This is a genomic window from Agrobacterium sp. 10MFCol1.1 (assembly GCF_000381165.1).
In the GTDB taxonomy this organism is placed as follows: domain Bacteria; phylum Pseudomonadota; class Alphaproteobacteria; order Rhizobiales; family Rhizobiaceae; genus Agrobacterium; species Agrobacterium tumefaciens.
Window position 1 is genome coordinate 222,793 of sequence record NZ_KB906072.1, and the last position, 23,264, is coordinate 246,056.

Consider the following 23,264-nt stretch of genomic DNA (forward strand, 5'->3'; position numbering starts at 1 on the left):
TTCCTGACTATGACTTCTCGTGTCTCGTATTCACTGCGCCATCGAGAACTGCTGCATCTGCTGTTGAGGCATCGCGTCGATCCTGCCGTGTAGCAGGTCGTGGATGAATTCCATCTTGCTCACAACAGGCGGGGCCAGCACGAAGGGATAAAGGTCCGCCTCCCCCATGCTGCGCTGGATCGAGTTGATGGCGACGCTGAGCGGAATCCAGGCCTTGACCAGTTGTGCGGCGCTACGGGCATTATAGGGATCGAAAGTGACCTCCGCCGCCATTTCCTCATGTCCGTCGGGGTCTATCGCCACACCAAAGGCGCGCGCGGTTTCCAGCGTATCGACGATGTGAAGATAATGCGCGAAACACTCGGCAAAATCCTCCCAGGGATGCACGGAGGCATAGGCGCTTATGAAGGTTTCCTGCCAGTTGGGGCGCGGCCCCTGCTCGTAATTGCGCTGTAGGGCCGCGGCATAGTCTTCGCGCTCATCGCCAAATACCGCGCGGCAGGCCTCCAGCCGGTTCTCATCACGAACCAGCTTGTTCCAGATGAAATGCCCAACCTCATGGCGGAAATGGCCAAGCATGGTGCGATACGGCTCGTTCATGTTGGTGCGCACCTGCTCGCGCGTCGCATCATCCACCTCTGCCGCGCGAATGGCGATCAGGCCCTCGTCGTGGCCGGTCATGGCGGGAATGACGGATCCGTCAGGTGCGACCTCGTCGACCAGAAAGTCGAAGACTAGCCCGCCGACAGGATCGGCATCGCGGTTGGGATGCGGCAGGCCGAGACGCAATATCGAATAGAACAAATGCCGCTGCGCCTGGCTGATGCCGCGCCATTGTTCGATACCCTCATCCGTCGCGATATTTGGCACGAGACGGTTATGGCTGCAGGCCGGGCAAAAGGCGTTCTGGCTTTCCGCCGGCACGGACCAGTTGCAGATGTCGTTCACCTCATTGGCGCAGAACCGCACCTGTCTTTCCGGCTGGGCCACGAGTTGCCAGTTCGGCTCACCCGCAGGCGCCATCGCTTCCATGGAAAGGCGCTCCGGCACGAAGGCCAGACGATGGCCGCAAGAGACGCAGAAACGATTGTCGAAGTGGACCGGCTGGCCACAGGAAGCGCAGGAAAAAAGCTTCATTCATGAAACCCTTGCGGTGGATGAATTGGGTGAAGGCGAATATATGAGACCAAGGTGAAAGGCGTAACACACCCGCCCTTCAAGCCTCCAGACGACAAGAGCGCATGTGCGATAACACATGCGCTCCAAAGCACCGCATCAAAGACACGGGAGCCCGTCAGGTGGCATTACATACGATCAACGACACCCTTGACCGCATCCTTGGCTTTGCCGACGTTCTTCTGTACCTTGCCTTCGGTTTCCTGAGCGGCACCCTTGGCGCGCAGCTCGTTGTTGCCGGTTGCTTCGCCGACGTTTTTCTTGACCTTGCCAGCAACTTCCTTGGCTGTACCGGCGATCTTGTCTGATGTGCTACCCATGTTACTGCTCCCTAGTTGAGCCGTACTGTCTGTGCGGCTTTCGGGATTGTTAACGTCAGGGATTGGGATTGGTTCCAGCAGTCGACAAAAGGAGCATCACGAAAAAATCAGGCGTGGCCGGCTTCCGCAGAAAGCATGCGAGCATCCACACCCATAAGCGCAAGCGCCCGCTCGTATTTGTTGTCCAGTCCACGGTCGAAAATCAGCTCTTCCGCCGCCGGGCAATTCAACCATCCATTATTGGCGATCTCGTTTTCCAGCTGACCCGGACCCCAGCCGGCATAACCGAGCATCATGGTGGCCTTTTGCGGGCCGCGACCATTGGAAATGGCGCGCACGATATCCAGCGTCGCCGTCAAGGAAATATCGTCGCTGACCGGAATGCTCGATTCACTTAAATAATCATCGGAATGCAGCACGAAACCCCGGCCGGATTCGACCGGGCCGCCGCACTGGATCGGAAATTCCCGGGTGCGGTTGGGCAGCATGATGGCGTCGTTGCTGTCCACCAGCTTCAGATGCAGCAGAATATCCGTGAAGGTGATCTGTTGCGGCCGGTTGATGATGAAACCCATGGCTCCGGCATCCGAATGGGCGCAGATATAGACCACCGAACGGGCAAAATTGCCATTGTCCAGCCCCGGCATCGCAATGAGGAACTGGCTGTCAAAAAAGCCACGTTCGCGTTTGTCCATCAGGGTTGAAAAGCTCACCGGCGCCTCCAGCTTGCCGAATTCCATCATTGAACGGGAAAGCGGCGTTCGCACTTCGACAAAGCACAGGATGCGGCATCGCGCCCGATCAATCAACCGAAAATGATGAACCGCACGAATTCGTAACTGGTCCATCAGGCGATGTTGGGTTAGACGGAAAGAATGAGCGTCAGGACATTCTTTCGATTTTCACATCTTCGCCTCGCCGTTGCCTTCGCCGCCCTTCTCGGTGGCGGGCAAGTAGCGCAGGCTGAAATTACCGACTGGGCGAGAAGTGAAGGCGGCCAGATGCGTGTGGCAAGCCTTGCCATGGATGCGGACGGCGTGGTGCGCGGCGTGTTGCAGATCGAGCCTAAAGACGGCTGGATAACCTATTGGCGCGAACCAGGCGAAGCTGGAATACCGCCCAAGATCACGCTTGATCCGGCAAGCGGTGTAAGCCTGACATCGATGGCCTATCCTGTTCCCAAGCTCATCGAGAACGGCGATATCACCGATATCGGCTACGATCACGCCGTCAGCATTCCCTTTCAGTTGAAAGCCGTGGACGCCAAAGCGGGAGGCAATATCGACCTCACCGCCTTCATCGGCGTCTGCCAGAATATCTGCATTCCCTTTGAGGCGACGTTTTCGATCAGCCGCGGCAATGCGGGCGATGACGACCACGAAGAGCGGCGATTGCTGGAAGAGGCGCGCGAGACGCTGCCAGAGGCTGCCTCCGACGATTTCAAGGTTGTCGATTTCCACATCACGCCCGACAAGACCATGCTTGGCGTGCAATTGCAGCTGCCGGAAAACGCGCCGAAGGAGACCGAGATATTCATCGCCGGCCCCTCCGGTTTTGCCTATTATGAGCCGCAGAACCTGGTGCGAGACAAGCGCAAGCTCTCCTTCTACATGAACATCAAGGGCTTGCCAAAAACCTATCAGGTGCAGGGCAACAGCTGGCCCATTCTTGTCAAATCCGGCGATCGGACCATGGAGACCATGCTCAATTTTCCAAAGCCCTGACCGTTCAGGCGGCATATCCCGAACGGCTGTCTCAGCCATGTAATTTCCCGCGAAAACCGTATGACAGTTTTCTTTTCCTTGCTCTATAGTCGCGCGAACCAAACGGCCATAGGAGCATGGACATGACTATCAAGATCGGCGAAAAACTGCCTTCCGCAACCTTCAAGGAAAAGACCGCCGATGGCCCGGTGGAAACCACCACCGATGCGCTTTTTGGCGGCAAGACGGTGGTTCTTTTCGCCGTACCCGGCGCTTTCACTCCCACCTGCTCGCTGAACCACCTGCCGGGCTACCTCGAAAACCGCGACGCCATTCTCGCAAAGGGCGTGGATGACATCGCCGTCGTTTCCGTCAACGACTGGCACGTCATGGGCGCATGGGCACAATCGTCCGGCGGCCAGGGCAAAATTCACTTCCTCGCCGACTGGGACGCCGCCTTCACCAAGGCGCTCGGCCTCGATGCCGACCTCTCCGGCGGTGGCCTCGGCGTGCGCTCCAAGCGCTATTCGATGCTGGTGAAAGACGGCGTGGTTACATCGCTCAACGTGGAAGAAAATCCCGGCCAGGCGACGGTCTCGGCCGCTGCAGCGATGATCGAGCAGCTTTAAGCCACCTCTCTGTCGTCGCGAATGAAGTACAGTATCCATTAAAGGGCGGTAAAACCGCCCTTTTTTTTCACACGTTCATATCAAACACCAGAAGCCCGGCCAGACCGCCATCGGTCAGCGAGACCAGACGTTGACCGACTTCCATGTGTTGCGGGTGCGCCAGATATTCGTCGCGGGCTTCCGGGCTGTCCAACGTCACGATGAAGCCATCGACGAAACCGCCATTCAGGCCTTCCGGCGAAACGTTCTGGCCGTATTTCACGTCTATTATGCCGGGTATCACGTCCTTGAGGGCCGCAATTGCCTCAAACACCGCGTGTTTTTCAGAGGATGCCGTTGCAGCCTTGAACCGTAGAAATACACAATGCAGGATCATCTGAATGTCTCTCCTCCGCTGGAACATCGTCCAACTGTTTGACGACAAGATAGATCGGGTTTCAGTTTTCACAATCCCTTATCACGGTTGGCCCGGATAAGGGCCGCATGGAAGAAATCAGACTTCCGTTACCGGCGTTTGAAAGGCTCCATGCCCTTGCGTGCCAATTCGTCGGCGCGCTCGTTTTCCGGGTGGCCGGCATGGCCCTTGACCCAGTGCAGCGTCACTTTATGGCGCTCCTGCGCCGCCTCCAGCGCCTGCCACAGCTCCACATTCTTGACCGGCTTGTTATCGGCGGTTTTCCAGCCCTTCTTTTTCCAGCCGAAAATCCACTTGGTGATGCCATCCTTGACATAGGCGCTGTCGGTATAGAGATCGACCTCGCAGGGACTTTTCAGCGCGTTGAGCGCCGAGATGGCCGCCAGCAGTTCCATGCGGTTGTTGGTGGTATCAGCCTCGCCGCCGGACAATTCCTTTTCGGTCTCGCCATATCGCAGCACGGCACCCCAGCCGCCCGGACCGGGATTGCCGGAGCAGGCGCCGTCGGTGAAGATATCGACATGTTTCATTCGCCAACCAGCCCGTATTCGGCGACATGACTGATGGAGCGGTGGAACCGCAGCTTGCGCAGATATTCCAGCGGGTCTTTCTTCACCACCAGCGCGCCCGCCGGCGTCGTCAGCCAGTCATAGAGGCGGGTCAGGAAGAAGCGCAGCGCCGAGCCGCGTGCCAGAAGCGGCAAGGCATCCAGTTCCGCCTCGCTCAACGGACGCACCGACTGGTAACCTTCCAGCAGCGCCTTGCCCTTGGTGACGTTATAAGCGCCATCCTTCTCGAAGCACCAGGCATTGAGGCAGATCGACACGTCATAGGCGAGCAGGTCGTTGCAGGCGAAGTAAAAATCGATGAGGCCGGAAAGCTCGTCACCGAGGAAGAACACGTTGTCCTGAAACAGGTCCGCATGGATGACGCCCGCGGGCAAATCCTTCGGCCAATGGGCGGCGAGATAATCGATTTCCGGGCGGATCTCTTGCTTCAGGCCCTTTTCCACCTCGTCGGCGCGGTCTTCAGACTTGTCCCACAGCACCTTCCAGCCATCGACGGAGAGTGCATTGGGGCGCTTGATCTCGAACCCCTCACCGGCCAGATGCATGGCGGCCAGCGCCTTGCCGACTTCCCGGCAATGTTTCGCTTCCGGTTTTCGCAGCCACATGCCTTCAAGGAAGGAGATCAGCGCCGCTGGGCGACCGGACAATTCGCCCAGCAGTTCCCCGTCCTTGCGCGGCAGCGGCAAGGGGCAGGACAGACCCTTGGCGGCCAGATGCTGCATGAGACCGAGGAAGAACGGCAGATCGGATTTTTCCACGCGCTTTTCGTAAAGCGTCAGGATCAGCGGATCCTTCGTCGTATGCAGCAGGAAATTGGAGTTTTCGACGCCTTCGGCAATGCCCTTATAGGATGTGAGGCTGCCAACGTCGTATTGTATGAGGAAATTCCTCAGATCATCTTCAGTGATGTCCGTATAAACTGCCAATTTCAAATCTCTTGATGAAGGATGGAGTGAAAATCTGAAGAGGGGATGACATATGCGCGGTGGGAACCACTCACATATCTCGCCATCCCGGTCTAGGCGCCAGTGGCGGCTTTCGGTGGCAGGGCATTGCTGGCATTGCCATTCACGAAAGCCATGTCGTCCGTCGTCAGCTCAATGCTGCGCAGTTCGCGGTTGACGAGGAAATGTTCCGTTTCCTCCACCGTGACGGCCAGATCGAGCGTCGTATCGAAACGCGCCTTGAAGGCTTCGATGATCTCATCAACGATGACCTCCGGCGCAGAAGCGCCCGCCGAAAGACCGACGGTGCGGATATCGCCGATCGCATCCCAGTCGATTTCCGCCGCACGCTGCACCAGAACCGAATGTTTGGCGCCAGCGCGCAGCGCCACTTCCACCAGCCGCTTCGAGTTTGACGAATTGGGCGCGCCGACCACGATGAAGAGATCGCAGCCGGGGGCCGCCTGCTTCACCGCATCCTGACGGTTGGTGGTGGCGTAACAAATGCTGTCGGCGGCGGGCGCCTGAATGGCCGGAAAACGTTCCTGCAACCGGGCAATAACGCCTGCGGTATCATCGACAGACAGCGTTGTCTGGGTAACGAAACCGAGGTTTTCTCGGTCCACCGGTTCATAGGTGCCGGCATCCTCCACCGTCTCGACCAGCGAAACGGTACCTTCGGGCAGCTGGCCCATGGTGCCGATGACCTCAGGGTGACCGGCATGGCCGATCAACACGACATGGCGGCCGAGGCGCTGGTGGCGCATGGCCTGCTTATGGACCTTGGAGACGAGCGGGCATGTGGCATCGAGATAAAACAGGTTGCGCGCCTGCGCATCCTCCGGCACGGATTTGGGCACACCATGGGCGGAAAAGACCACCGGCTGCTCGCGATGCTCGGTGGGGATTTCGTGCAGTTCCTCGACGAAAATCGCGCCCTTGGCTTCCAGCCCCTCGACCACGTATCGGTTATGGACGATTTCGTGGCGGACATAGACCGGCGCGCCATAGGCTTTCAGCGCCAGCACGACGATCTGGATCGCCCGGTCCACGCCCGCGCAAAAGCCGCGCGGTCCGCACAGCCTTATCGTCAAAGGGGGTTTGGAAACGGCGATGTTCATTCGTGCTCCTTGGCGTGCTCCTTGCCCTTGCCCGGTAGCCAGCCTTACCGGACAGGGCGCGCGTTATTCACCTTGCGCCTTACCGTTCCGGAAATAGGCAAAACCGGCGACGATGACAAGGGCCGCCGCCAGACCATACCACGTTATCGCATATTGCAGGTGATTGTTGGGCAAATCTATCAGCGTCACGCCGCCCTGTGGCCAGCCGCCGGGGTTCGGCGCATCGTCGGCATCCACGAACAGGTTGACCAGCCTGTTGGGCGGGATATCGGTGCTCGACGCCATGGCCGCCAGATCCTTCCAGTAGAAGATGTTCTTGGCGATATCGTTATCCGGCAGCAGGGAAGACGGTTTTGCAACTAGCGGCGCGCGCGCCAGCCCCTTGATCTCCACCTCGCCAGCGATCTGCCCTTCAGGCCGCTTCGTTGCCTCCTTCATCTCAAACGGCACGAAGCCGCGATTGACGAAGAGGATGCGGCCATCGGCAAGCGACAGCGGAGTATAGATGTAATAGCCGGTTCTGCCCTGGTGGGTGGCGAAGAAATGCCGCTCGCGGGCATGATCGAAAACGCCGGAAACGTTGACCCTGCGATATTCAATTTCGCCGCCGCTTTTGGCGATGACCTCGATCTGCGAGAGCGTGGCCGGACTTGCGTTGCGCCGCGCCTCGATATCGGCAATCAGCGCTTCTTTCCAGTAAAGCCGCTTCACCTGCCATGTGCCTAGCCCGAGAAGGATGGCAAGTGCCAAAAGGACGAGCGGCGCGGCAAACCAGATGCGTCTTTCCGCCGCCTTCATGTGGGACACCTCATTCACGATCAAGCCTGCCTTCGCTTGCATTGTTGCGGTATTGCAGCGCAATCATGATGCCCTTCATCTTGCGCAGCAGCACGAGGGAGACGATCACCGCAAAAGGCAACCAGAGCATGACGTGCACCCAGACGGGCGGCGCAAAACGCTGATCGAACCAAAGCGCCAGCCCGACGACAAGGAAACCGACGATCAGCATGACAAAGACGGCCGGGCCTTCACCCGCATCGGCAAAGCCGTAATCCAGCCCGCAGGCACTGCATGCGGGTTTCGGGGTCAGGAAGCCGTCGAACAGCCTGCCATTGCCGCAACGCGGGCAGCAGCCCTTCAGCCCGACTTTTATTGGGTCCACCGGCGCAAAGCCGCCGTTTCCGGGTTCAGACATGATGGCCTCCCGCCTTGGGCCGGTTAAACCTCCGTCCGGCCCGCCTGTTTAAACACAAAGGGCGGCAGATGCCGCCCTCCGAGTCAGAAAACAAACCGCATCACTCCGCCAGCGGCGCGCCCCAGCCGCCCCAGATGTAGATCGCGAAGAACAGGAACAGCCAGACGACGTCAACGAAGTGCCAGTACCAGGCAGCTGCTTCGAAGCCGAAATGCTGTTTCGGCGTGAAGCCGCCGGCAATGGCGCGCAGCAGGCAGACCAGCAGGAAAACCGTGCCGACGAAAACGTGGAAACCGTGGAAGCCGGTCGCCATGAAGAAGGTCGCGCCATAGATCGAGTTCTTGAAGTCGAACGGGGCGTGCATGTATTCGTAAACCTGCACGGTCGAGAACAGGACGCCGAGCGCAACGGTGAGGACGAGACCGGTGATCAGCCCCTTGCGGTCATTGTGCAGCAGGGCATGGTGCGCCCATGTCACGCAGGTGCCCGACAAAAGCAGGATGACGGTGTTGTAGAGCGGCAGGTGCCAGGGATCGATGACCTCGATGCCCTTTGGCGGCCACTGACCGCCGGTATATTCGAGGCGCGACGCCTGAATGGCCTCGTGCGGATAAAGGCTGGCATCGAAATAGGCCCAGAACCACGCGACGAAGAACATCACCTCAGAGGCGATGAACATGATCATGCCGTAACGCAGGTGAAGCGAAACGACGCGGGTGTGGCTACCCTCATTGGCTTCCTTGATCGTGTCTGCCCACCATGCGTACATGGTGTAAAGCACGATGACGAGACCGATATAAAACAGCCAGGGATTGGCCAGTTCCATGCCGAACAGCTTGAAGGAGCCAGCCGACAGGTAACGCATGTAACAGACGCCGCCGAAGGTCAGAATGAAGGCGCCGATCGAGGCCAGAAGCGGCCAGGGGCTTGGATCTATGATGTGGTAGTCGTGGTTCTTCTGATGCGTATCTGCCATGTGTGACAATCCCCTGGTATCTCTTCCCAGACCCGACCCTGCTCAAAAGGCCCGAGTCTCCTCTCACAATTTGCTTTCGCCAGATTCAGTCTTTACCGGCAAGGACGCAACCGGTTTTTCGGTTTTGGCCGGATAAAACGTATAGGACAGCGTCAAAGTATGAATGTTCTTCGTTTCGCGCGCCGTGGCGATATCCGGATCGATGAAAAATACCACCGGCATTTCGAGCGTTTCGCCCGGCTGAAGCGTCGTTTCGGTGAAGCAGAAACACTCCACCTTGTTGAAATAAGCGCCTGCTTCCATGGGCGTGACGTTAAAGACCGCCGTGCCCGTGGTTGCCACCGCTGAGCGGTTCGTCGCCTTGAAATTGATCTGCACCGTCTCGCCGATTTTCGGCGTGACCAGCTTGTCGACCGGGCGGAAATCCCAGTTGAGGCCATTCGACGTATTGGCGTCGAAGGTGACGTTGATAGTCTTGTCGAGAATGACGTCGGAATATTGCTCGACGCGCTGGGTCGTGCCGTTATAGCCAGTGACGCGGCAGAACAGGCTGTAGAGCGGAACGGCGGCATAGGCCATGCCGATCATAGCGCAGAAAAACACGAGACAGAGCACGAGGATGGAGCGATTGCTCACCCGCTGCGTGCCGGCCGTTGCCTTGTCTGCCCCGATATTTGCCCCAGTATTCGCCATGTCCCCCTCCTCTCCTCCGATCATGCCCTCACTGTCAGGCCGTCAATGCGAGCCGATCTTGATGATGGTGATGACGTAAAACAGCACCACCAGACCGGCGAGCAAGACGCCGAGCGCGACGTTGCGCCCGCGCCTCGATTTTTTCTGCGCCGCGCTCAGTTCCACGGTTTCCATCAAAAAACTCCCGAAATCACGGCTTTCAGTGCCGGAGCGAAATGATCGGCCAAAAGGCCGGAGAAGATGGCGAAGAGGTAAAGCACCGAATAGGCGAACATCTTCTTGGCGGGCAGCATTTTTTCGTCACCGTCAGGCATGCGCCGGACATCGAGCGAACAGTAAACGAAGATCACACTCAGCACGGCGGCGAAAATGCCATAACCGAGGCTCGCCAGACCGGTGAAATACGGCGCGACCGCAACTGCAGCCGTCAGCACTGCGTAAACGATCATCTGGTTCTTGGTGGAGCGCTCGCCCGCCACGTTCGGCATCATCGGAATGCCGACGGAGCCGTAGTCGCGCATCTTGAACAGCGCCAGCGCCCAGAAATGGGCCGGTGTCCACAAGAAGATGATGAGGAAGAGGATGACGCTATCAAGCGAGACGCCGCCGGTGACGCAGGCCCAGCCAAGCATGGGCGGGAAAGCGCCGGCAGCACCACCAATGACGATGTTCTGCGGTGTCGAGCGTTTCAGCCACATCGTATAAACGACGGCGTAGAAGAAAATGGTGAAGGCGAGCAGTCCGGCGGAGAACCAGTTGACCGCAAGCCCGAGGATGACCACCGAAAAGGCCGAGAGCGTCAGCCCGAAGGCCAGGGCCTCGCCAGGTGCTACGCGGCCGGACGGGATCGGCCGCTTGGCGGTGCGGCTCATCACGGCGTCGATATCTGCATCGTACCACATGTTGAGCGCGCCGGATGCGCCGGCACCGACGGCAATACAGAGAATGGCGATGAGGCCGAGGACCGGGTTGATGTGGCCCGGCGCCAGCACGAGGCCCGCAAACGCCGTGAAGACGACGAGCGACATGACGCGCGGTTTCAGCAACTCGAAATAATCGCGCGCGCCGGCTTCCGAAAGTTCGGAGCTTTCCAGGCCAAGCATTTCGCGATTGTCGATGACGGTCATTTCGTATCCTGTTTTTCTTCAGATGCCGCTTGCCGCGGCATCCCTTGCACCAGCCCGAAAACAGAGTGTCGTTTTCGGCGTGCACGGTGCGTCAATTCATTGGTCCGAACGTTCCGGCACGAGCAGCACCGGGGTCAAAGACCCGATGCCATGCGCCTGGCATATCGCCACGCCCGTTCCGTCGCCCTGCTGCGTCTGCCCATTCATAGTGGCAGTACTTGGCTTTTATCATGTCGCACGAAAAGCTTCGCTTGGACAAAATGCCTCACGCAGCAACAGACTCCGTCCGCCTCAAGGGAAACGGCGCGGATAAGCCCACACCATCCCCTCTTTTCAGCTTCCGGAGTTCGCAAGCCCTGCCCGCGCACTCCGGTCCGGCATTCAGCGAATGCGCGGAAGCTGTTCCCACTGGTGGTATGGCGGCGGAGAGGACAGCTGCCATTCGAGCGTCGTCGCACCTTCACCCCAGGGATTGTTGCCAGCGATCCGCTTCTTGGCGAAGGCTTCCCAAACACCGAAGAGGAAGATCAACACGGCAACGGCCGAGATATAGGAACCATAGGAAGACACCAGGTTCCAGCCGGCATAGGCATCGGGATAATCGATGTAACGACGCGGCATGCCGGCAAGGCCGAGGAAGTGCTGCGGGAAGAAGATCAGGTTCACGCCAACGAACATCACCCAGAAGTGCAGCTTGCCGATGAACTCGTTGTACATGTAGCCGGTGATCTTCGGGAACCAGTAATACCAGCCGGCGAAGATCGCGAAGACCGCGCCGAGCGATAGAACGTAATGGAAGTGCGCCACGACGTAGTAGGTGTCGTGCAGCGAACGGTCGAGACCGGCATTGGCGAGCTGGACGCCGGTAACACCGCCGACCGTGAACAGGAAGATGAAGCCGATTGCCCAGACCATCGGGGTCGAGAAGGTCAGCGAACCGCCCCACATCGTCGCGATCCACGAGAAGATCTTGATACCCGTCGGCACCGCGATGACCATGGTTGCGAAGACGAAATAACGCTGCGCTTCCAGCGAAAGGCCGACCGTGTACATGTGGTGCGCCCACACGATGAAGCCGACAGCGCCGATGGCGACCATGGCGTATGCCATGCCGAGATAGCCGAAGACCGGCTTCTTGGAGAAGGTGGACACGATGTGGCTGATGATGCCGAAGCCGGGCAGGATCAGGATGTACACTTCCGGGTGGCCGAAGAACCAGAACAGGTGCTGGTAGAGGATCGGATCACCGCCGCCTTCCGGCGAGAAGAATGCCGTGCCGAAGTTACGGTCGGTCAGAAGCATGGTGATGCCACCAGCCAGAACCGGCAGGGAAAGCAGCAGCAGGAATGCGGTGACCAGAACCGACCAGGCAAAAAGCGGCATCTTGTGCAGCGTCATGCCCGGAGCGCGCATGTTGAGGATGGTGGTGATGAAGTTGATGGCGCCAAGGATCGAGGACGCGCCGGCAACGTGCAGCGAGAAGATCGCAAGATCCACTGCCGGTCCCGGCATGCCGTTGGTCGAAAGCGGCGGATACATGGTCCAGCCGCCACCCACGCCGTAACCGCCCGCCGGACCTTCGACGAAAAGCGACAGGAGCAGCAGAATGAACGCCGGAACGATCAGCCAGAAGGAAATATTGTTGAGGCGCGGGAAAGCCATGTCAGGAGCGCCGATCATGATCGGGATCATCCAGTTGGCAAAGCCGCCAATCATCGCCGGCATGACCATGAAGAAGATCATGATGAGCGCGTGCGCTGTCGTGAACACGTTGAACATGTGCTTGCCGCCGTCGATGGCAGCGTCACCCTCGAAGCCGTAGACCATGGAGGCCAGACCGTGGAAGATCTGGATGCCCGGCTCCTGCAGCTCCATACGCATGACAACCGAAAGCCCGCCACCGATGATGCCCGCCATGATGGCGAAGATCAGGTAGAGCGTGCCGATGTCCTTATGGTTGGTCGACAGGAACCAGCGGGCGAAAAAGCCCGGCTTGTGGGAATGATCATGCGAATGATCATCATGCGCGTGCCCATCATGAGCGGATTGACCATGCGAGTGATGATCGTCGTGTGCGGAAGGTCCAGCCATTGTCGTCACTCCAGGTCTCAGTTGGTTTCGTTGGCGGCAACGTCGACCGTGCGCGGAGCGCCATCGACGGAGGCCATCAGTGCCCGGTTCGCGCCGTTCAGATCTGAAGCGGCGGCGGCGTGCCAGGCATTGTACTGTTGTTCGGAAACCACCCGAATGGCGATCGGCATGAAGGCGTGGTCCTTGCCGCAAAGCTCGGAACACTGGCCGTAATAAAGGCCTTCCTTCTCCGGCTTGAACCAAGTTTCGTTGAGGCGGCCCGGAACGGCGTCGATCTTAACACCGAAAGCGGGCATGGCGAAGGCGTGAATGACATCCGTAGGCGCCGCCGTCACCAGAAGGCGAACGGTCTTGCCGACCGGAACGACCATTTCATTGTCTACCGCGAGAAGACGCGGGTAGCGGGCCTTGTCCTCCTTGCCTGCAGCTGCACGATCCTGCTCTTTCAGCAGATAGCTGTCGAAGGCGAGCGGCTCGGCGCCCTCGGCAGCCTTGTATTCGTAGTTCCAGAGCCATTGCGTCGCAGTCGCCTTCAGCGTCAGATCAGGGTTTTCCGGCTGCGTCAGCTGCGCGTTCAGAAGATTGAACGACGGGAAAGCGAGGAACAGGAGAATGAGAACCGGCGCAAGCGTCCACACCACTTCGATCGCGGTGTTGTGGCTGGTCTTGGACGGCACCGGATTTTTCGCTGCACGGAATTTCAAGGCGACGATAATGAGCAGCGCAAGAACGAAAAGCGTAACCGGAACAATGAACCAGAGCGTATATTGTTCAAACCAGCGTATTTCGTGCATGATCGGCGTGGCGGCCTCCTGCATGCCCATTTGCCAATGCACCGGCTGATCGGCGTGGGCGCCGACAGCCGTGAGCAGACAGGTCATCCCCGCCAATGCTGCGTAAATCCTATTCGTCACGGTACCCTCTCCCTCACGCGTCTGATCTTGATCAATTACAGACGCAGAATCCATGCTTATGGTACTAACTTCAAACCACAGTTTGTCCTCTGCCGCAATATGCGTAAGGACACGGATGTCAGCCAATTTCACCATTGTTCGTCGCAGCCGAGTTTCCCATGCCCCGTATCCTGCAAGATATTTCAGGCGCGCTTGGCAATGGTCAAAATCCGGCGCAGCCCCTGCTGGCAGCGCTTTTGCATCAGGCTTCAGCCACCAGGCGCCGGCTGCCGCACGGTCAAATCAGGCGCCTGCACCCGGCAACAGGTCCTATTTCCGCCCAACTCGGCTGGAATTGAGGTACCAAGGCTTTTTTTTCCGGATTATGGCGTCAAAATAGCCGCACTGATTCGAATCCCAGAGGTATCCATGCGTCTTTCCCCGCTCGCGCGCACTTTTCTTGCCGCCGCCGGTCTTGCCATCATCGCTCCCGCCGCAGCGGCGCTGGCGCAACAGCAGCCGCCCGGAACGCCGAAGTCGACGCATGGAGCATGGTCGGTGATCTGCGACAAGCCGGCAGGCGCATCCGAAGATCAATGCGCCCTGATGCAGAACGTGATTGCCGACGACCGCCCGGAAGTGGGGCTTTCGGTGGTGGTCCTGAAAACCGCGGACCGCAAGTCGCGCATCCTGCGTATCCTCGCACCGCTTGGCGTGCTTCTGAAGGACGGCATGGAGCTTTATATCGACAACAACAATATTGGCCGCGCCTATTTCACCCGCTGCTTCTCCGAAGGCTGCTATGTCGAGGTCGATATTGACGACGAGCTACTGAAGGTTCTGCGCGCCGGCAAGAACGCGGTTTTCGCGCTGCGTGAATCCGTCGATCAGGATCGTGTCGGTATTCCGATCGAGCTCACCGGCTTTGCCGAAGGCTACGACGCGCTTCCCTGAAGCCTCGTGTAAAGAGACAGCCTTGCGTCTGTCGGCTCCAGTGCCTAAATCGAAGGAACGATAAAGACTGGAGCCTCCCATGACCAACGACCTTGTAAATCTCTTCGATTGCGACGAGACGCAGTTGCGCAAGCTGGTCGCGGAAGCGCTCACCGGCGCAGACGATGGCGAGTTGTTCATCGAACATGCGCAGGCCGAATCGCTGACCTTCGATAACGGCCGCCTGAAGGGCGGCTCCTTCAATACCGACCAGGGTTTTGGCCTGCGCGCCGTTGCCGGCGAGACGGTTGGATATGCCCACGCGGGCGAGCTGTCGCAGGCTGCGCTGAAGCGGGCGTCGGATGCTGTCGGCGCCGTGACCAGAGGTTATTCCGGTTCCTATGCCGCAGCCCCCCAGCGCACTAACAAAAAGCTCTATGGCGACGAAAACCCGATCGGCAGCCCGAGCTTCGAGGAGAAGGTGAAACTTCTCACCGATATCGATGCCTATTTGCGCGACAAAGACGCGAATGTCCGACAGGTGACGGCGACGATTTCCGCAAGCTGGCAGGTAGTGGATATTCTGCGCGCCGATGGCCATCGCGTCAGCGATGTCAGGCCCATGACCCGTATCAATATTTCCGTGGTCGCAGGTGAAGGCGACCGGCAGGAAAGCGGCTCCTACGGCATTGGCGGCCGCGTCGGCTTTGGCGATTTCATCACCACGGAGAACTGGCAGCGCGGTGCGGACGAGGCACTGCGCCAGGCGCTCGTCAACCTGACCGCCGTCGATGCGCCGGCCGGCACCATGGATGTGGTTCTCGGCTCCGGCTGGCCCGGCGTCATGCTGCATGAGGCTGTGGGCCATGGCCTCGAAGGCGATTTCAACCGCAAGAAAACCTCGGCCTTTGCCGGCCTGATGGGCGAGATGGTGGCAGCCCCGGGTGTGACTGTGGTGGATGACGGCACCATCGACAGCCGCCGTGGTTCACTCACCGTCGACGACGAGGGAACACCGTCGGCCTATAATGTGCTGATCGAGAACGGCAGGCTGGTGGGATACATGCAGGACCGCCAGAACGCCCGGCTGATGGGTGCAAAGGCGACAGGCAATGGCCGCCGGCAGGGTTATGCCTATGTGCCGATGCCGCGCATGACCAACACCTACATGCTGTCAGGAGACAAGACGCCCGAGGAGATCATCTTCTCCGTCAAGAAGGGCATCTATGCCGTTTCCTTCGGTGGCGGTCAGGTGGATATCACATCAGGCAAGTTCGTGTTCGGCTGCACCGAGGCTTATCTCATCGAGAACGGCAAGATCGGCGCGCCGGTGAAGGGTGCAATGCTGATCGGCAACGGGCCGGACGCAATGAAGCGCGTCTCGATGATCGGCAACGATTCGAAACTGGACACCGGCATCGGCAATTGCGGCAAGGCCGGGCAATGGGTGCCGGTTGGCGTCGGCCAGCCGCATCTGCGCATGGACCAGATCACCGTCGGCGGCACGAAGGCGTAGTTCCGGCCTCGAGCCGGAATCCAGCCTACCCGCGTCCGCTTGGCGAGATGAGCCGTTTCAGCCCAAGGACTTGGGCTGACTAGGTGCCAGATCATGTCCGGCATGAGGTGAGAAAAGTTGTGACAGGCCGAAAAGTTGAACCTGCTTCAGCCCACAACTCCGCACATGGCTGCCATGATGAGGATTCCTCTGGCAAGTCACCCGGAAGACGATAATATCGCCCCATTACCGCAGGCCACGCCTCCCATAGCCGGGCCTGCGCGGCAAAGGAGACCATGACCATCATACGAAATGCCCTCGTCCCGGAACTAGCCGTCAGCGACTGGCAGAAAAGCCGCGCTTTTTATTGCGACCTGATCGGTTTTCATGTGGTTTATGAGCGCGCCGAAGAGGGCTTTGCCTATCTGGCGCTGGGTGATGCGCAGCTGATGATCGACCAGATCGGTGCGACCCGGACCTTCGTGGCGGAAAATGCAGCGCTTGAATTTCCGCTGGGCCGCGGCATGAATCTGCAACTTGCCGTTCCTTCCCTGCTGCCCATCCTCGCGCGGCTTGAGCGGGCCGCAATCGATCTTGTCCTGCCGTCAGAGGAAAAATGGTACAGGCGCGGCACAGTCGAGGTCGGTAACCGGCAATTCATCGTTGCCGATCCGGACGGTTACCTGCTCCGCCCGTTCGAAAGCCTCGGCGAACGCCCCTTCCGGTTCGGTTGAGCCGCCATGCTGCCTTTTCTCCCGCATGCAGTCGTTTTCGACATGGATGGATTGCTGATCGAAAGCGAGACGCTTTATCGCGATTCCTTTCTGGCCGCGTCAGATGAGGGCGGCCACGGAATGCGGGTCGAGACCTATCAGAAGGTCTGCGGCAGCCCGTGGGATGTCATTACCGGCACCATTTTCGCCGATTATGGCGCGGATTTTCCGATCGACAGCTTCCGTGACGCCTGGCTCCGGCATCTTGCCGTGATGATGGCGGAAGGCGTGGCGCTGAAACCCGGCGTCGTCGAAATCCTCGATCTTCTCGACAGGCTCGATATACGCCGCGCCATCGCCACCTCCTCGCGGCACGATTCCGTCACGCGTCATCTCGGCCCCTATGACCTGCTCAAACGTTTCGATACCATCGTCGCCCGCGGCGACTATTCGGAGCCGAAGCCGTCGCCCATGCCATATCTTACTGCCGCAAAACGTCTCGGCATCGATCCGGGCCGTTGCCTGGCGCTGGAGGATTCCTGGCACGGCGTGCGCTCCGCCTCATCGGCGGGCATGATGACGATCATGGTGCCGGATGTCGCGCCGCCGACCGAGGAAATGCGGGAAAAATGCATTGCCGTTTCAACCGACCTTCATGCGGTTGCCGGCCTCCTGCAACAGGCGCCGTTATCAGAGGCATGAAGGCGCGGCGCATGCCTTTAGCCATTGGTCTTTATGGTGCCTCACATATAGGCTGGCAGGCCGATCCTGCTCGAATGCATTTGTCGGCACATTCATAAACGGAGCGGCGATGATATTGCTCGCTCTTTGCGCATTTCAGATTACCCTGCGGCAGGTCATGACACCGGTGGCCGCCATTCTCGCAGCTCTGCTCTCTATCGTTTCGCTCTCATAATCGCGGCAGCGGCAGAGCCGCAGCGCTAGGGTCGCGTCCCTCCCCACAAACTGTCAAACCGACGGTGTAAAACGCCACTTGCGCTCTATCGATGCTTCGATGTCGAGACCGTTATAATGGGCGAGCAGCAGCACATGTCCGAGGAGATCGGCGGTTTCGTCGGCCAGATCCCGTTTCATCTCCTCTTCGCTTCTGTCTTTGCTGCGCCCACGCCCCGTCATCCGGTTCCAGGCCTGCGTGACCTCACCAACCTCCTCCTGAAGCTTCAGCATATACCAGTCGGGATCGCGGACGATCCCATTTTCCTCGGCGTATTTCTGTGAGGCAGCTTCAAACTGGCGCATCAATACAGCAAGCATTTGTTCATCCTTTGTTCGTGAGATACAACTCTGATCACGATTCTCCGGCGGCGTCGATTCGAAAGCGTATCGTGCGATAATCAGCTGAAATTTCCGCGACAGGTGCCTGCTTGCGGGATAAAGAGGTATTCGAAACCCATGCAGTCACTCACGCCTCTCCTCGATTTTTTCTCGGCTCTCATCACCGCGCATAGTCCGACGCTGCTCGCCATGTTTGCGGGCGCCGCCTTTCTCGCCGGACTTGCCCGAGGCTTTTCCGGCTTTGGTGCGGCCCTCATCTTCATTCCGCTGGCAAGCGCCATTGTCGGCCCGCGCATCGCCTCGGTGGTTCTTCTTGTGGTGGACGGCGTTTTGACGCTCGGCATGATACCGCCGGCCTGGCGCATGGCCGACCGGCGTGAAGTCTTCACCATGGCAGCCGGTGCGCTTGTCGGTGTCCCGGTTGGAACGCTGCTGCTTTCCGGCGGGGATCCGCTCACCCTGCGCTGGATCATTTCCATCGTGGTTGTCGTGCTGCTGTTATTTCTCGTTTCCGGCTGGCGTTACAGCGGCCGGCCGAAAACGCCGCTCACCCTGTTCACCGGGCTTGTTGCCGGGCTGTTTTCAGGTGCGGCGCAACTGGGCGGTCCACCCATCGTCGCCTATTGGCTTGGCGGCGCCCTCAAGGGTGCTTTCGTGCGCGCCAATGTCATTCTCTATTTCGCGATTTCCACCGTGATATCCGCCACCAGCTATTTTTTTGGTGGCCTGTTCACTGCCGACGTCTTTGTTTTTTTCCTGCTGGCCCTGCCGTTTTACGGGGCGGGTCTTTATGGCGGTGCACGGCTGCACGGGCTTGCCGACGAGGCGGCGTTCAGGCGCATCTGCTACGGCCTGATCGCCATTTCCGCCGTCATCGGCCTGCCGCTATTTGATTCGGCACTGAAATAGGCAGGCAAGGACGGCCTGCCCCCTGCAGCTTTCAAGGATACATGCGGACCTTGGACCACGGTTCATCCGGCGTCTCGCGGCGGAATTCGACACGGTCGTGCAGGCGGAACTTGCGGTCGTGCCAGAACTCGATGCTGACCGGGCGAATGCGGAAACCGGACCAGTAGGAGGGGCGCGGAATATCGCCGATCGCATATTTCGCGGTGTATTCGGCAACCGCCTTTTCCAGCGCAAACCGGCCTTCCAGCGGCCGCGACTGCTTCGACGCCCAGGCGCCGATGCGGCTTCCGCGCGGACGCGAGGCGTAATAGCTATCCGCTTCCGCGTCGGTAACGATCTCCACCTCGCCGCGCAGACGCACCTGCCGGCGCAGGCTTTTCCAGTGGAAACACATGGCCGCTTTTTTCTGGCCCAGGATCTCGCGCCCCTTCTGGCTTTCGAAATTCGTATAGAAAACGAAGCCACGATCGTCGACGTCCTTCAGCAGCACCATGCGCACATTCGGCAGGCCGTTTTCATCGACGGTTGCGAGTGCTACCGCGTTCGGATCGTTGATTTCGGAGGCCGTCGCGTCCTTCAGCCATTCGGCAAAAAGCGTGAACGGTTCATTTTCTTCAGTGAAGTCACTGGATGTTAACCCCGTTTCCGACATATTGACTAAAATGCTCCCGAGCTGATTTGGACCCCAGAGATGATCTCTGGCGAAAGATGGTGACCGTCATAGCAAAGTCGAACAGTCGAACAAAGGGCCTCCTTTCATCGATAGCGGAAGTTTCCGCCATCGTGTCAATGCTTGTGGTGCTGAGCGGATGCGTTAGCCTTGACCTGTTCGGCGGCGACAAGGTCGATCGCTCGCTTTCCACCGCCTCTGTTCCCAACCAGCCCAATAATAACCCGCAGACCGACGACGCGACCATCCGCAATGCGGTCACATCGGCGGATCTCACCAAACTCGCGGAACAGCCCCTGCCCTGGGCCAATGCCGCAACCGGCAGCGCCGGTGTCGTCACAACCATTCACGAAGACAAGTCCAGCGGTTTCGTCTGCCGCGATTTCAAGACGACGCGCCACTCTTTCGAAGGTGTGGCGAGTTATGCCGGACAGGCCTGCCTGTCGGAAACCGGCGAATGGTTACTGACCCGCTTCGAACAGAAATAAACTGTTTACCCTGGCGCGCGGAATTAATCCGGCCGCATGGCGGCGCGCATTCCCCGTAAACAACTGCTTAGCAACTTATTGCCACAGTCGACGTTGTTTGAACCGAGGGCATGCATGCGAATGATCGCACGCATCCCTTTTCGGAGGGGTTTGTTTCAGGATTGCGCCATGAGCGGCTGCACGTGCCTGAGCCAACGTAACTGGTGTTTCGCATGCGCGATCCGTATTCTATCCTCGGCTTAAAACGTGACGCCCGTCACGAAGACATCAAGGCTGCCTGGCGCACGAAGGCAAAAACCGTCCATCCGGACGCCAATCGCGATGACCCTGACGCGTCGGCGCGATTCGCAGAGGTCGGGCAGGCCTACGATCTTCTGAAAGACCCCAAAAAGCGCGATCTTTACGACCAGGCCCGCAAGGCGGCCGAGAAAAAGCAGCGCGGCGAAACAATCATGCAGCAGCGGGAGGCGGCGCGCGAGGCCGCCGAGCGCGCCAGGGCCGCTGAGAAGCTGATGGAGGAACTGGCCCGTGCGGATGCCCGCAACAGGGCGCAAACCGGCCAGAAAGCCGATGCAAAACCCGAAACGGCCGAAGATATCGTCGAGCGGATTTTCGGCGCCGACGCGCAGAACGACCCCAAGGTGCAGCAGGCAGCCGAAGCGGCGAAAGCCGCAGCCACGGGCGTTAAAGGCGATGCGCCCAGTGCTGGCGAAACCACGCAGACGTCTGCAAGCGAAACCGCAGCTGCCTCTCTCGCCGCCAATCTCTTCAGCGCTCTCGTGCGCCGCTTCCGCCCCCCGCAGACGCCGCCGGAAAAGGCACCTGACATCACGGCGGAAGCCACCGTTACGGTCGCCGAACTTCTGGAGCGCAAATGGATCACCGTATCCCTTGCCGACGAACGCGAGGTACGCTTCCAGCTTGAACCCGGCATGACGGACGGTCATGTGGTGCGACTAAAGGGCCAGGGGCTGAAGCTGCCGAACATTGCGCGCGGCGATCTGGCCGTCACGTTGCTGGCAGCGCGCGACGACGGCTTTTCCCTTCGCGGCTTCGATATTCATACGACCCTGCCAATCTCTCTCAGTGACGCGGTTCTGGGTTGCGAGACGAGTATCTGGACGCCGCTTGGCGAGGAAACCGTCACCATTCCTGCCTGGTCCGGCTCCGATCGCGAGCTGCGGCTTGCCGAAAAGGGGCTTGCGGACGGCAAGGGTGGATATGGCGATCTCGTCATCGAATTGCGCATCATCCTGCTCGAAAAGCCGGACGAGAAGGTGACTGACCTCATGCGCCACATGCGCGAAGGCCTTTATTTGTAAAAGTTTTGCGAATAGGCGGGACAACGCACCCTTTGTTACGTTCCCTAACAGTAGATGATCCTCGGCAATCTTGAACAGGATTGCAGCCTATGCCATAGGCAGGATCAATCGAAAGTATCAGGGAGCATACAATGGCTCAGGCATCCGGCCTTATGGCTGGCAAACGCGGCATCATCTTGGGTGTCGCCAATAATCGTTCAATCGCTTGGGGCATTGCCAAGGCTTGCGCGGACGCGGGCGCGGAAATCGCGCTCACCTGGCAGGGCGACGCGCTGAAGAAGCGTGTTGAACCGCTGGCGCAGGAACTGGGCGCCTTCATGGCCGGCCACTGTGACGTGACCGACCTCGAGACGATCGATGCGGTTTTTGCCGGGCTGGAAAAGCATTGGGGCAAGATCGATTTCGTCGTGCACGCCATCGCCTTTTCCGACAAGGACGAGCTGACCGGCCGTTATCTCGACACCAGCCGCGACAACTTCAACCGCACCATGGACATTTCCGTCTTCTCGCTGGCCGCCGTTGCCAAGCGGGCAGAGCCGATCATGAATGATGGCGGTTCGATCATCACGCTCACCTATTACGGCGCCGAGAAGGTCATGCCGAACTACAACGTCATGGGCGTGGCCAAGGCTGCACTCGAGGCCAGCGTGCGTTATCTCGCGGTAGACCTCGGCAGTCGCGGCATCCGCGTCAACGCGGTTTCGGCTGGCCCTATCAAGACGCTTGCGGCTTCCGGTATTGGCGATTTCCGTTACATTCTGAAATGGAACGAATACAACGCGCCGCTTAAGCGCACCGTTTCCATCGAAGAAGTCGGCAAGTCGGCGCTTTACCTGCTGTCCGACCTTTCGACGGCTGTCACCGGCGAAATCCACCATGTGGATTCCGGTTATCACACCATCGGCATGAAGGCCGTTGACGCGCCGGATATCTCGGTGGTCAAGGACTGAGCCGACCGAACTTTGAAACAGGGGTATCGCCTTGCTCGTCTATGTGATCCGGCACGGACAAACGGACTGGAATGCGATACGCCGGCTTCAGGGCCAGAAAGACATTCCGCTCAATGATTTCGGCCGCGCGCAAGCGGTCGGCAACGGCAAGGTTCTGGCGCAAATTCTCGGCGACTCCGCGCGTGATTTCGATTACGTGGCAAGCCCGCTCGGGCGCACGCGCGAGACCATGGAGCTGATGCGCGGGGCGATGGGGCTCGATCCCCACGCATACCGCACCGATGACCGCCTCGTCGAAGTTTCCTTCGGCGACTGGGAAGGCCAGACCCTGCCGGAACTGAAAAAAGAATTTCCTGACCGGGTGAAGGCGCGCAAGGCCAACAAGTGGGACTTCATTCCCCCAGGTCAGCATGCCGAAAGCTATGAAATCCTGTCCTGGCGTATTGGCGCATGGCTTTCCTCAGTCGAGGTGCCGACGGTATGTGTCTGCCACGGCGGCGTGATCCGCTCGATCTTCCGCCTGGTTTCCGGCATGGACAAGGATGAAGCCTCTACGACGCAGATCCCGCAGGACCGGATTTTGAAGGTCGAGATCGACAGGAACAGTGCTGAGTGGATTTCGTGAGGGTACCGATC

Annotated in this window: 28 protein-coding genes; 11 read left to right on the plus strand and 17 right to left on the minus strand. The window is 59.2% G+C overall.

The genetic code is table 11. The features are described 5' to 3' along the window. Window positions 1-30 precede the first annotated feature (30 nt). The 3 genes from F617_RS0101195 to F617_RS0101205 form a co-directional block, all read right to left on the minus strand. Window positions 31-1,137, minus strand: a complete 1,107-nt coding sequence (locus F617_RS0101195) for a putative zinc-binding metallopeptidase (RefSeq protein WP_019564178.1) — start codon at window positions 1,135-1,137, stop codon at window positions 31-33. A 167-nt stretch (window positions 1,138-1,304) separates the two neighbouring features. Then, on the minus strand, window positions 1,305-1,496 hold the full coding sequence (locus F617_RS0101200) for a CsbD family protein (protein ID WP_003511808.1): 192 nt from the start codon (window positions 1,494-1,496) through the stop codon (window positions 1,305-1,307). A 107-nt stretch (window positions 1,497-1,603) separates the two neighbouring features. Beyond that, a complete protein-coding gene (locus F617_RS0101205; RefSeq protein WP_003511807.1) occupies window positions 1,604-2,209 on the minus strand; it encodes a YqgE/AlgH family protein in 606 nt (201 codons plus the stop codon). A 162-nt stretch (window positions 2,210-2,371) separates the two neighbouring features. Between F617_RS0101205 and F617_RS0101210 the strand changes: the two genes are divergently transcribed. Then, on the plus strand, window positions 2,372-3,220 hold the full coding sequence (locus tag F617_RS0101210) for a protein-disulfide reductase DsbD domain-containing protein (RefSeq protein WP_019564180.1): 849 nt from the start codon (window positions 2,372-2,374) through the stop codon (window positions 3,218-3,220). A gap of 122 nt (window positions 3,221-3,342) precedes the next feature. Next, on the plus strand, window positions 3,343-3,828 hold the full coding sequence (locus F617_RS0101215) for a peroxiredoxin (RefSeq protein ID WP_003511803.1): 486 nt from the start codon (window positions 3,343-3,345) through the stop codon (window positions 3,826-3,828). A 67-nt stretch (window positions 3,829-3,895) separates the two neighbouring features. Here F617_RS0101215 and F617_RS0101220 read toward each other — a convergent pair whose 3' ends face one another. From F617_RS0101220 to coxB, 12 genes are all read right to left on the minus strand, one after another. Beyond that, window positions 3,896-4,204, minus strand: coding sequence for a Dabb family protein (locus F617_RS0101220; RefSeq protein WP_013635620.1), 309 nt, complete (start codon window positions 4,202-4,204; stop codon window positions 3,896-3,898). Between the two features lie 128 nt (window positions 4,205-4,332). Continuing rightward, on the minus strand, window positions 4,333-4,773 hold the full coding sequence (gene rnhA / locus F617_RS0101225; RefSeq protein ID WP_003511799.1) for a ribonuclease HI: 441 nt from the start codon (window positions 4,771-4,773) through the stop codon (window positions 4,333-4,335). Beyond that, window positions 4,770-5,738: a homoserine kinase gene (locus tag F617_RS0101230; protein WP_003511797.1), complete on the minus strand. Its 969-nt coding sequence runs from the start codon at window positions 5,736-5,738 to the stop codon at window positions 4,770-4,772. The genes rnhA and F617_RS0101230 overlap by 4 nt, the downstream gene beginning before the upstream one ends. Before the next feature lie 92 nt (window positions 5,739-5,830). Next, window positions 5,831-6,877: a 4-hydroxy-3-methylbut-2-enyl diphosphate reductase gene (gene ispH / locus F617_RS0101235; RefSeq protein WP_019564182.1), complete on the minus strand. Its 1,047-nt coding sequence runs from the start codon at window positions 6,875-6,877 to the stop codon at window positions 5,831-5,833. Between the two features lie 63 nt (window positions 6,878-6,940). Beyond that, complete coding sequence (locus F617_RS0101240; RefSeq protein WP_026330612.1) at window positions 6,941-7,675, minus strand: SURF1 family protein; 735 nt, start codon at window positions 7,673-7,675, stop codon at window positions 6,941-6,943. Window positions 7,676-7,685: 10 nt separating this feature from the next. Then, a complete protein-coding gene (locus F617_RS0101245) occupies window positions 7,686-8,072 on the minus strand; it encodes a DUF983 domain-containing protein (RefSeq protein ID WP_019564184.1) in 387 nt (128 codons plus the stop codon). Window positions 8,073-8,172: 100 nt separating this feature from the next. Next, window positions 8,173-9,048: a cytochrome c oxidase subunit 3 gene (locus tag F617_RS0101250; protein WP_003511788.1), complete on the minus strand. Its 876-nt coding sequence runs from the start codon at window positions 9,046-9,048 to the stop codon at window positions 8,173-8,175. A gap of 63 nt (window positions 9,049-9,111) precedes the next feature. Then, complete coding sequence (locus F617_RS0101255; RefSeq protein WP_003511786.1) at window positions 9,112-9,741, minus strand: cytochrome c oxidase assembly protein; 630 nt, start codon at window positions 9,739-9,741, stop codon at window positions 9,112-9,114. A gap of 42 nt (window positions 9,742-9,783) precedes the next feature. Beyond that, window positions 9,784-9,915 (minus strand): hypothetical protein, encoded by a 132-nt coding sequence (locus F617_RS29020; RefSeq protein WP_013635615.1) that lies wholly within the window; start codon window positions 9,913-9,915, stop codon window positions 9,784-9,786. Beyond that, window positions 9,915-10,868, minus strand: coding sequence for a heme o synthase (locus tag F617_RS0101265; protein ID WP_019564185.1), 954 nt, complete (start codon window positions 10,866-10,868; stop codon window positions 9,915-9,917). The genes F617_RS29020 and F617_RS0101265 overlap by 1 nt, the downstream gene beginning before the upstream one ends. A 381-nt stretch (window positions 10,869-11,249) precedes the next feature. Continuing rightward, window positions 11,250-12,959 (minus strand): cytochrome c oxidase subunit I, encoded by a 1,710-nt coding sequence (gene ctaD, locus F617_RS0101275; protein ID WP_003511781.1) that lies wholly within the window; start codon window positions 12,957-12,959, stop codon window positions 11,250-11,252. A 17-nt stretch (window positions 12,960-12,976) separates the two neighbouring features. After that, the gene (coxB, locus tag F617_RS0101280) at window positions 12,977-13,840 is read right to left on the minus strand and encodes a cytochrome c oxidase subunit II (protein WP_019564187.1); all 864 of its coding nucleotides are present in this window, start codon (window positions 13,838-13,840) and stop codon (window positions 12,977-12,979) included. A gap of 441 nt (window positions 13,841-14,281) precedes the next feature. Between coxB and F617_RS0101285 the strand changes: the two genes are divergently transcribed. The 4 genes from F617_RS0101285 (at window position 14,282) to F617_RS0101300 (ending at window position 17,695) form a co-directional block, all read left to right on the plus strand. After that, a complete protein-coding gene (locus tag F617_RS0101285) occupies window positions 14,282-14,806 on the plus strand; it encodes an invasion associated locus B family protein (protein ID WP_003511775.1) in 525 nt (174 codons plus the stop codon). Between the two features lie 79 nt (window positions 14,807-14,885). Further along, window positions 14,886-16,301: a metalloprotease TldD gene (tldD, locus tag F617_RS0101290; protein WP_019564189.1), complete on the plus strand. Its 1,416-nt coding sequence runs from the start codon at window positions 14,886-14,888 to the stop codon at window positions 16,299-16,301. Between the two features lie 275 nt (window positions 16,302-16,576). Beyond that, window positions 16,577-17,014: a VOC family protein gene (locus F617_RS0101295; protein WP_019564190.1), complete on the plus strand. Its 438-nt coding sequence runs from the start codon at window positions 16,577-16,579 to the stop codon at window positions 17,012-17,014. Between the two features lie 6 nt (window positions 17,015-17,020). Next, on the plus strand, window positions 17,021-17,695 hold the full coding sequence (locus tag F617_RS0101300) for an HAD family phosphatase (RefSeq protein ID WP_003511772.1): 675 nt from the start codon (window positions 17,021-17,023) through the stop codon (window positions 17,693-17,695). 267 nt (window positions 17,696-17,962) lie between these two features. Here the strand turns inward: F617_RS0101300 and F617_RS0101305 are convergent, their stop codons facing one another. After that, on the minus strand, window positions 17,963-18,268 hold the full coding sequence (locus tag F617_RS0101305) for a MazG nucleotide pyrophosphohydrolase domain-containing protein (RefSeq protein WP_019564191.1): 306 nt from the start codon (window positions 18,266-18,268) through the stop codon (window positions 17,963-17,965). A 138-nt stretch (window positions 18,269-18,406) separates the two neighbouring features. On the opposite strand from F617_RS0101305, the gene F617_RS0101310 reads away from it, so the two are divergent. Next, complete coding sequence (locus F617_RS0101310) at window positions 18,407-19,198, plus strand: sulfite exporter TauE/SafE family protein (protein WP_019564192.1); 792 nt, start codon at window positions 18,407-18,409, stop codon at window positions 19,196-19,198. A gap of 31 nt (window positions 19,199-19,229) precedes the next feature. On the opposite strand, the gene pdxH is transcribed toward F617_RS0101310, so the two are convergent. Further along, window positions 19,230-19,850, minus strand: coding sequence for a pyridoxamine 5'-phosphate oxidase (gene pdxH / locus F617_RS0101315; protein WP_003511768.1), 621 nt, complete (start codon window positions 19,848-19,850; stop codon window positions 19,230-19,232). A 56-nt stretch (window positions 19,851-19,906) separates the two neighbouring features. Here pdxH and F617_RS0101320 point away from each other — a divergent pair, with 56 nt between their 5' ends. The 4 genes from F617_RS0101320 to F617_RS0101335 all read left to right on the plus strand — a co-directional run bounded on the left by F617_RS0101320 (window position 19,907) and on the right by F617_RS0101335 (window position 23,253). After that, on the plus strand, window positions 19,907-20,356 hold the full coding sequence (locus F617_RS0101320) for an RT0821/Lpp0805 family surface protein (RefSeq protein ID WP_003511767.1): 450 nt from the start codon (window positions 19,907-19,909) through the stop codon (window positions 20,354-20,356). 212 nt (window positions 20,357-20,568) lie between these two features. Further along, entirely contained in the window at window positions 20,569-21,678 is a 1,110-nt protein-coding gene (locus F617_RS0101325) for a DnaJ C-terminal domain-containing protein (RefSeq protein ID WP_019564193.1), read from the plus strand. A 131-nt stretch (window positions 21,679-21,809) separates the two neighbouring features. Next, the gene (gene fabI / locus F617_RS0101330; RefSeq protein ID WP_003511762.1) at window positions 21,810-22,628 is read left to right on the plus strand and encodes an enoyl-ACP reductase FabI; all 819 of its coding nucleotides are present in this window, start codon (window positions 21,810-21,812) and stop codon (window positions 22,626-22,628) included. 31 nt (window positions 22,629-22,659) lie between these two features. Further along, window positions 22,660-23,253 carry a histidine phosphatase family protein gene (locus tag F617_RS0101335; RefSeq protein ID WP_003511761.1) on the plus strand — a complete coding sequence of 198 codons (594 nt, stop codon included), beginning with the start codon at window positions 22,660-22,662 and terminating at the stop codon, window positions 23,251-23,253. Window positions 23,254-23,264 lie beyond the last annotated feature (11 nt).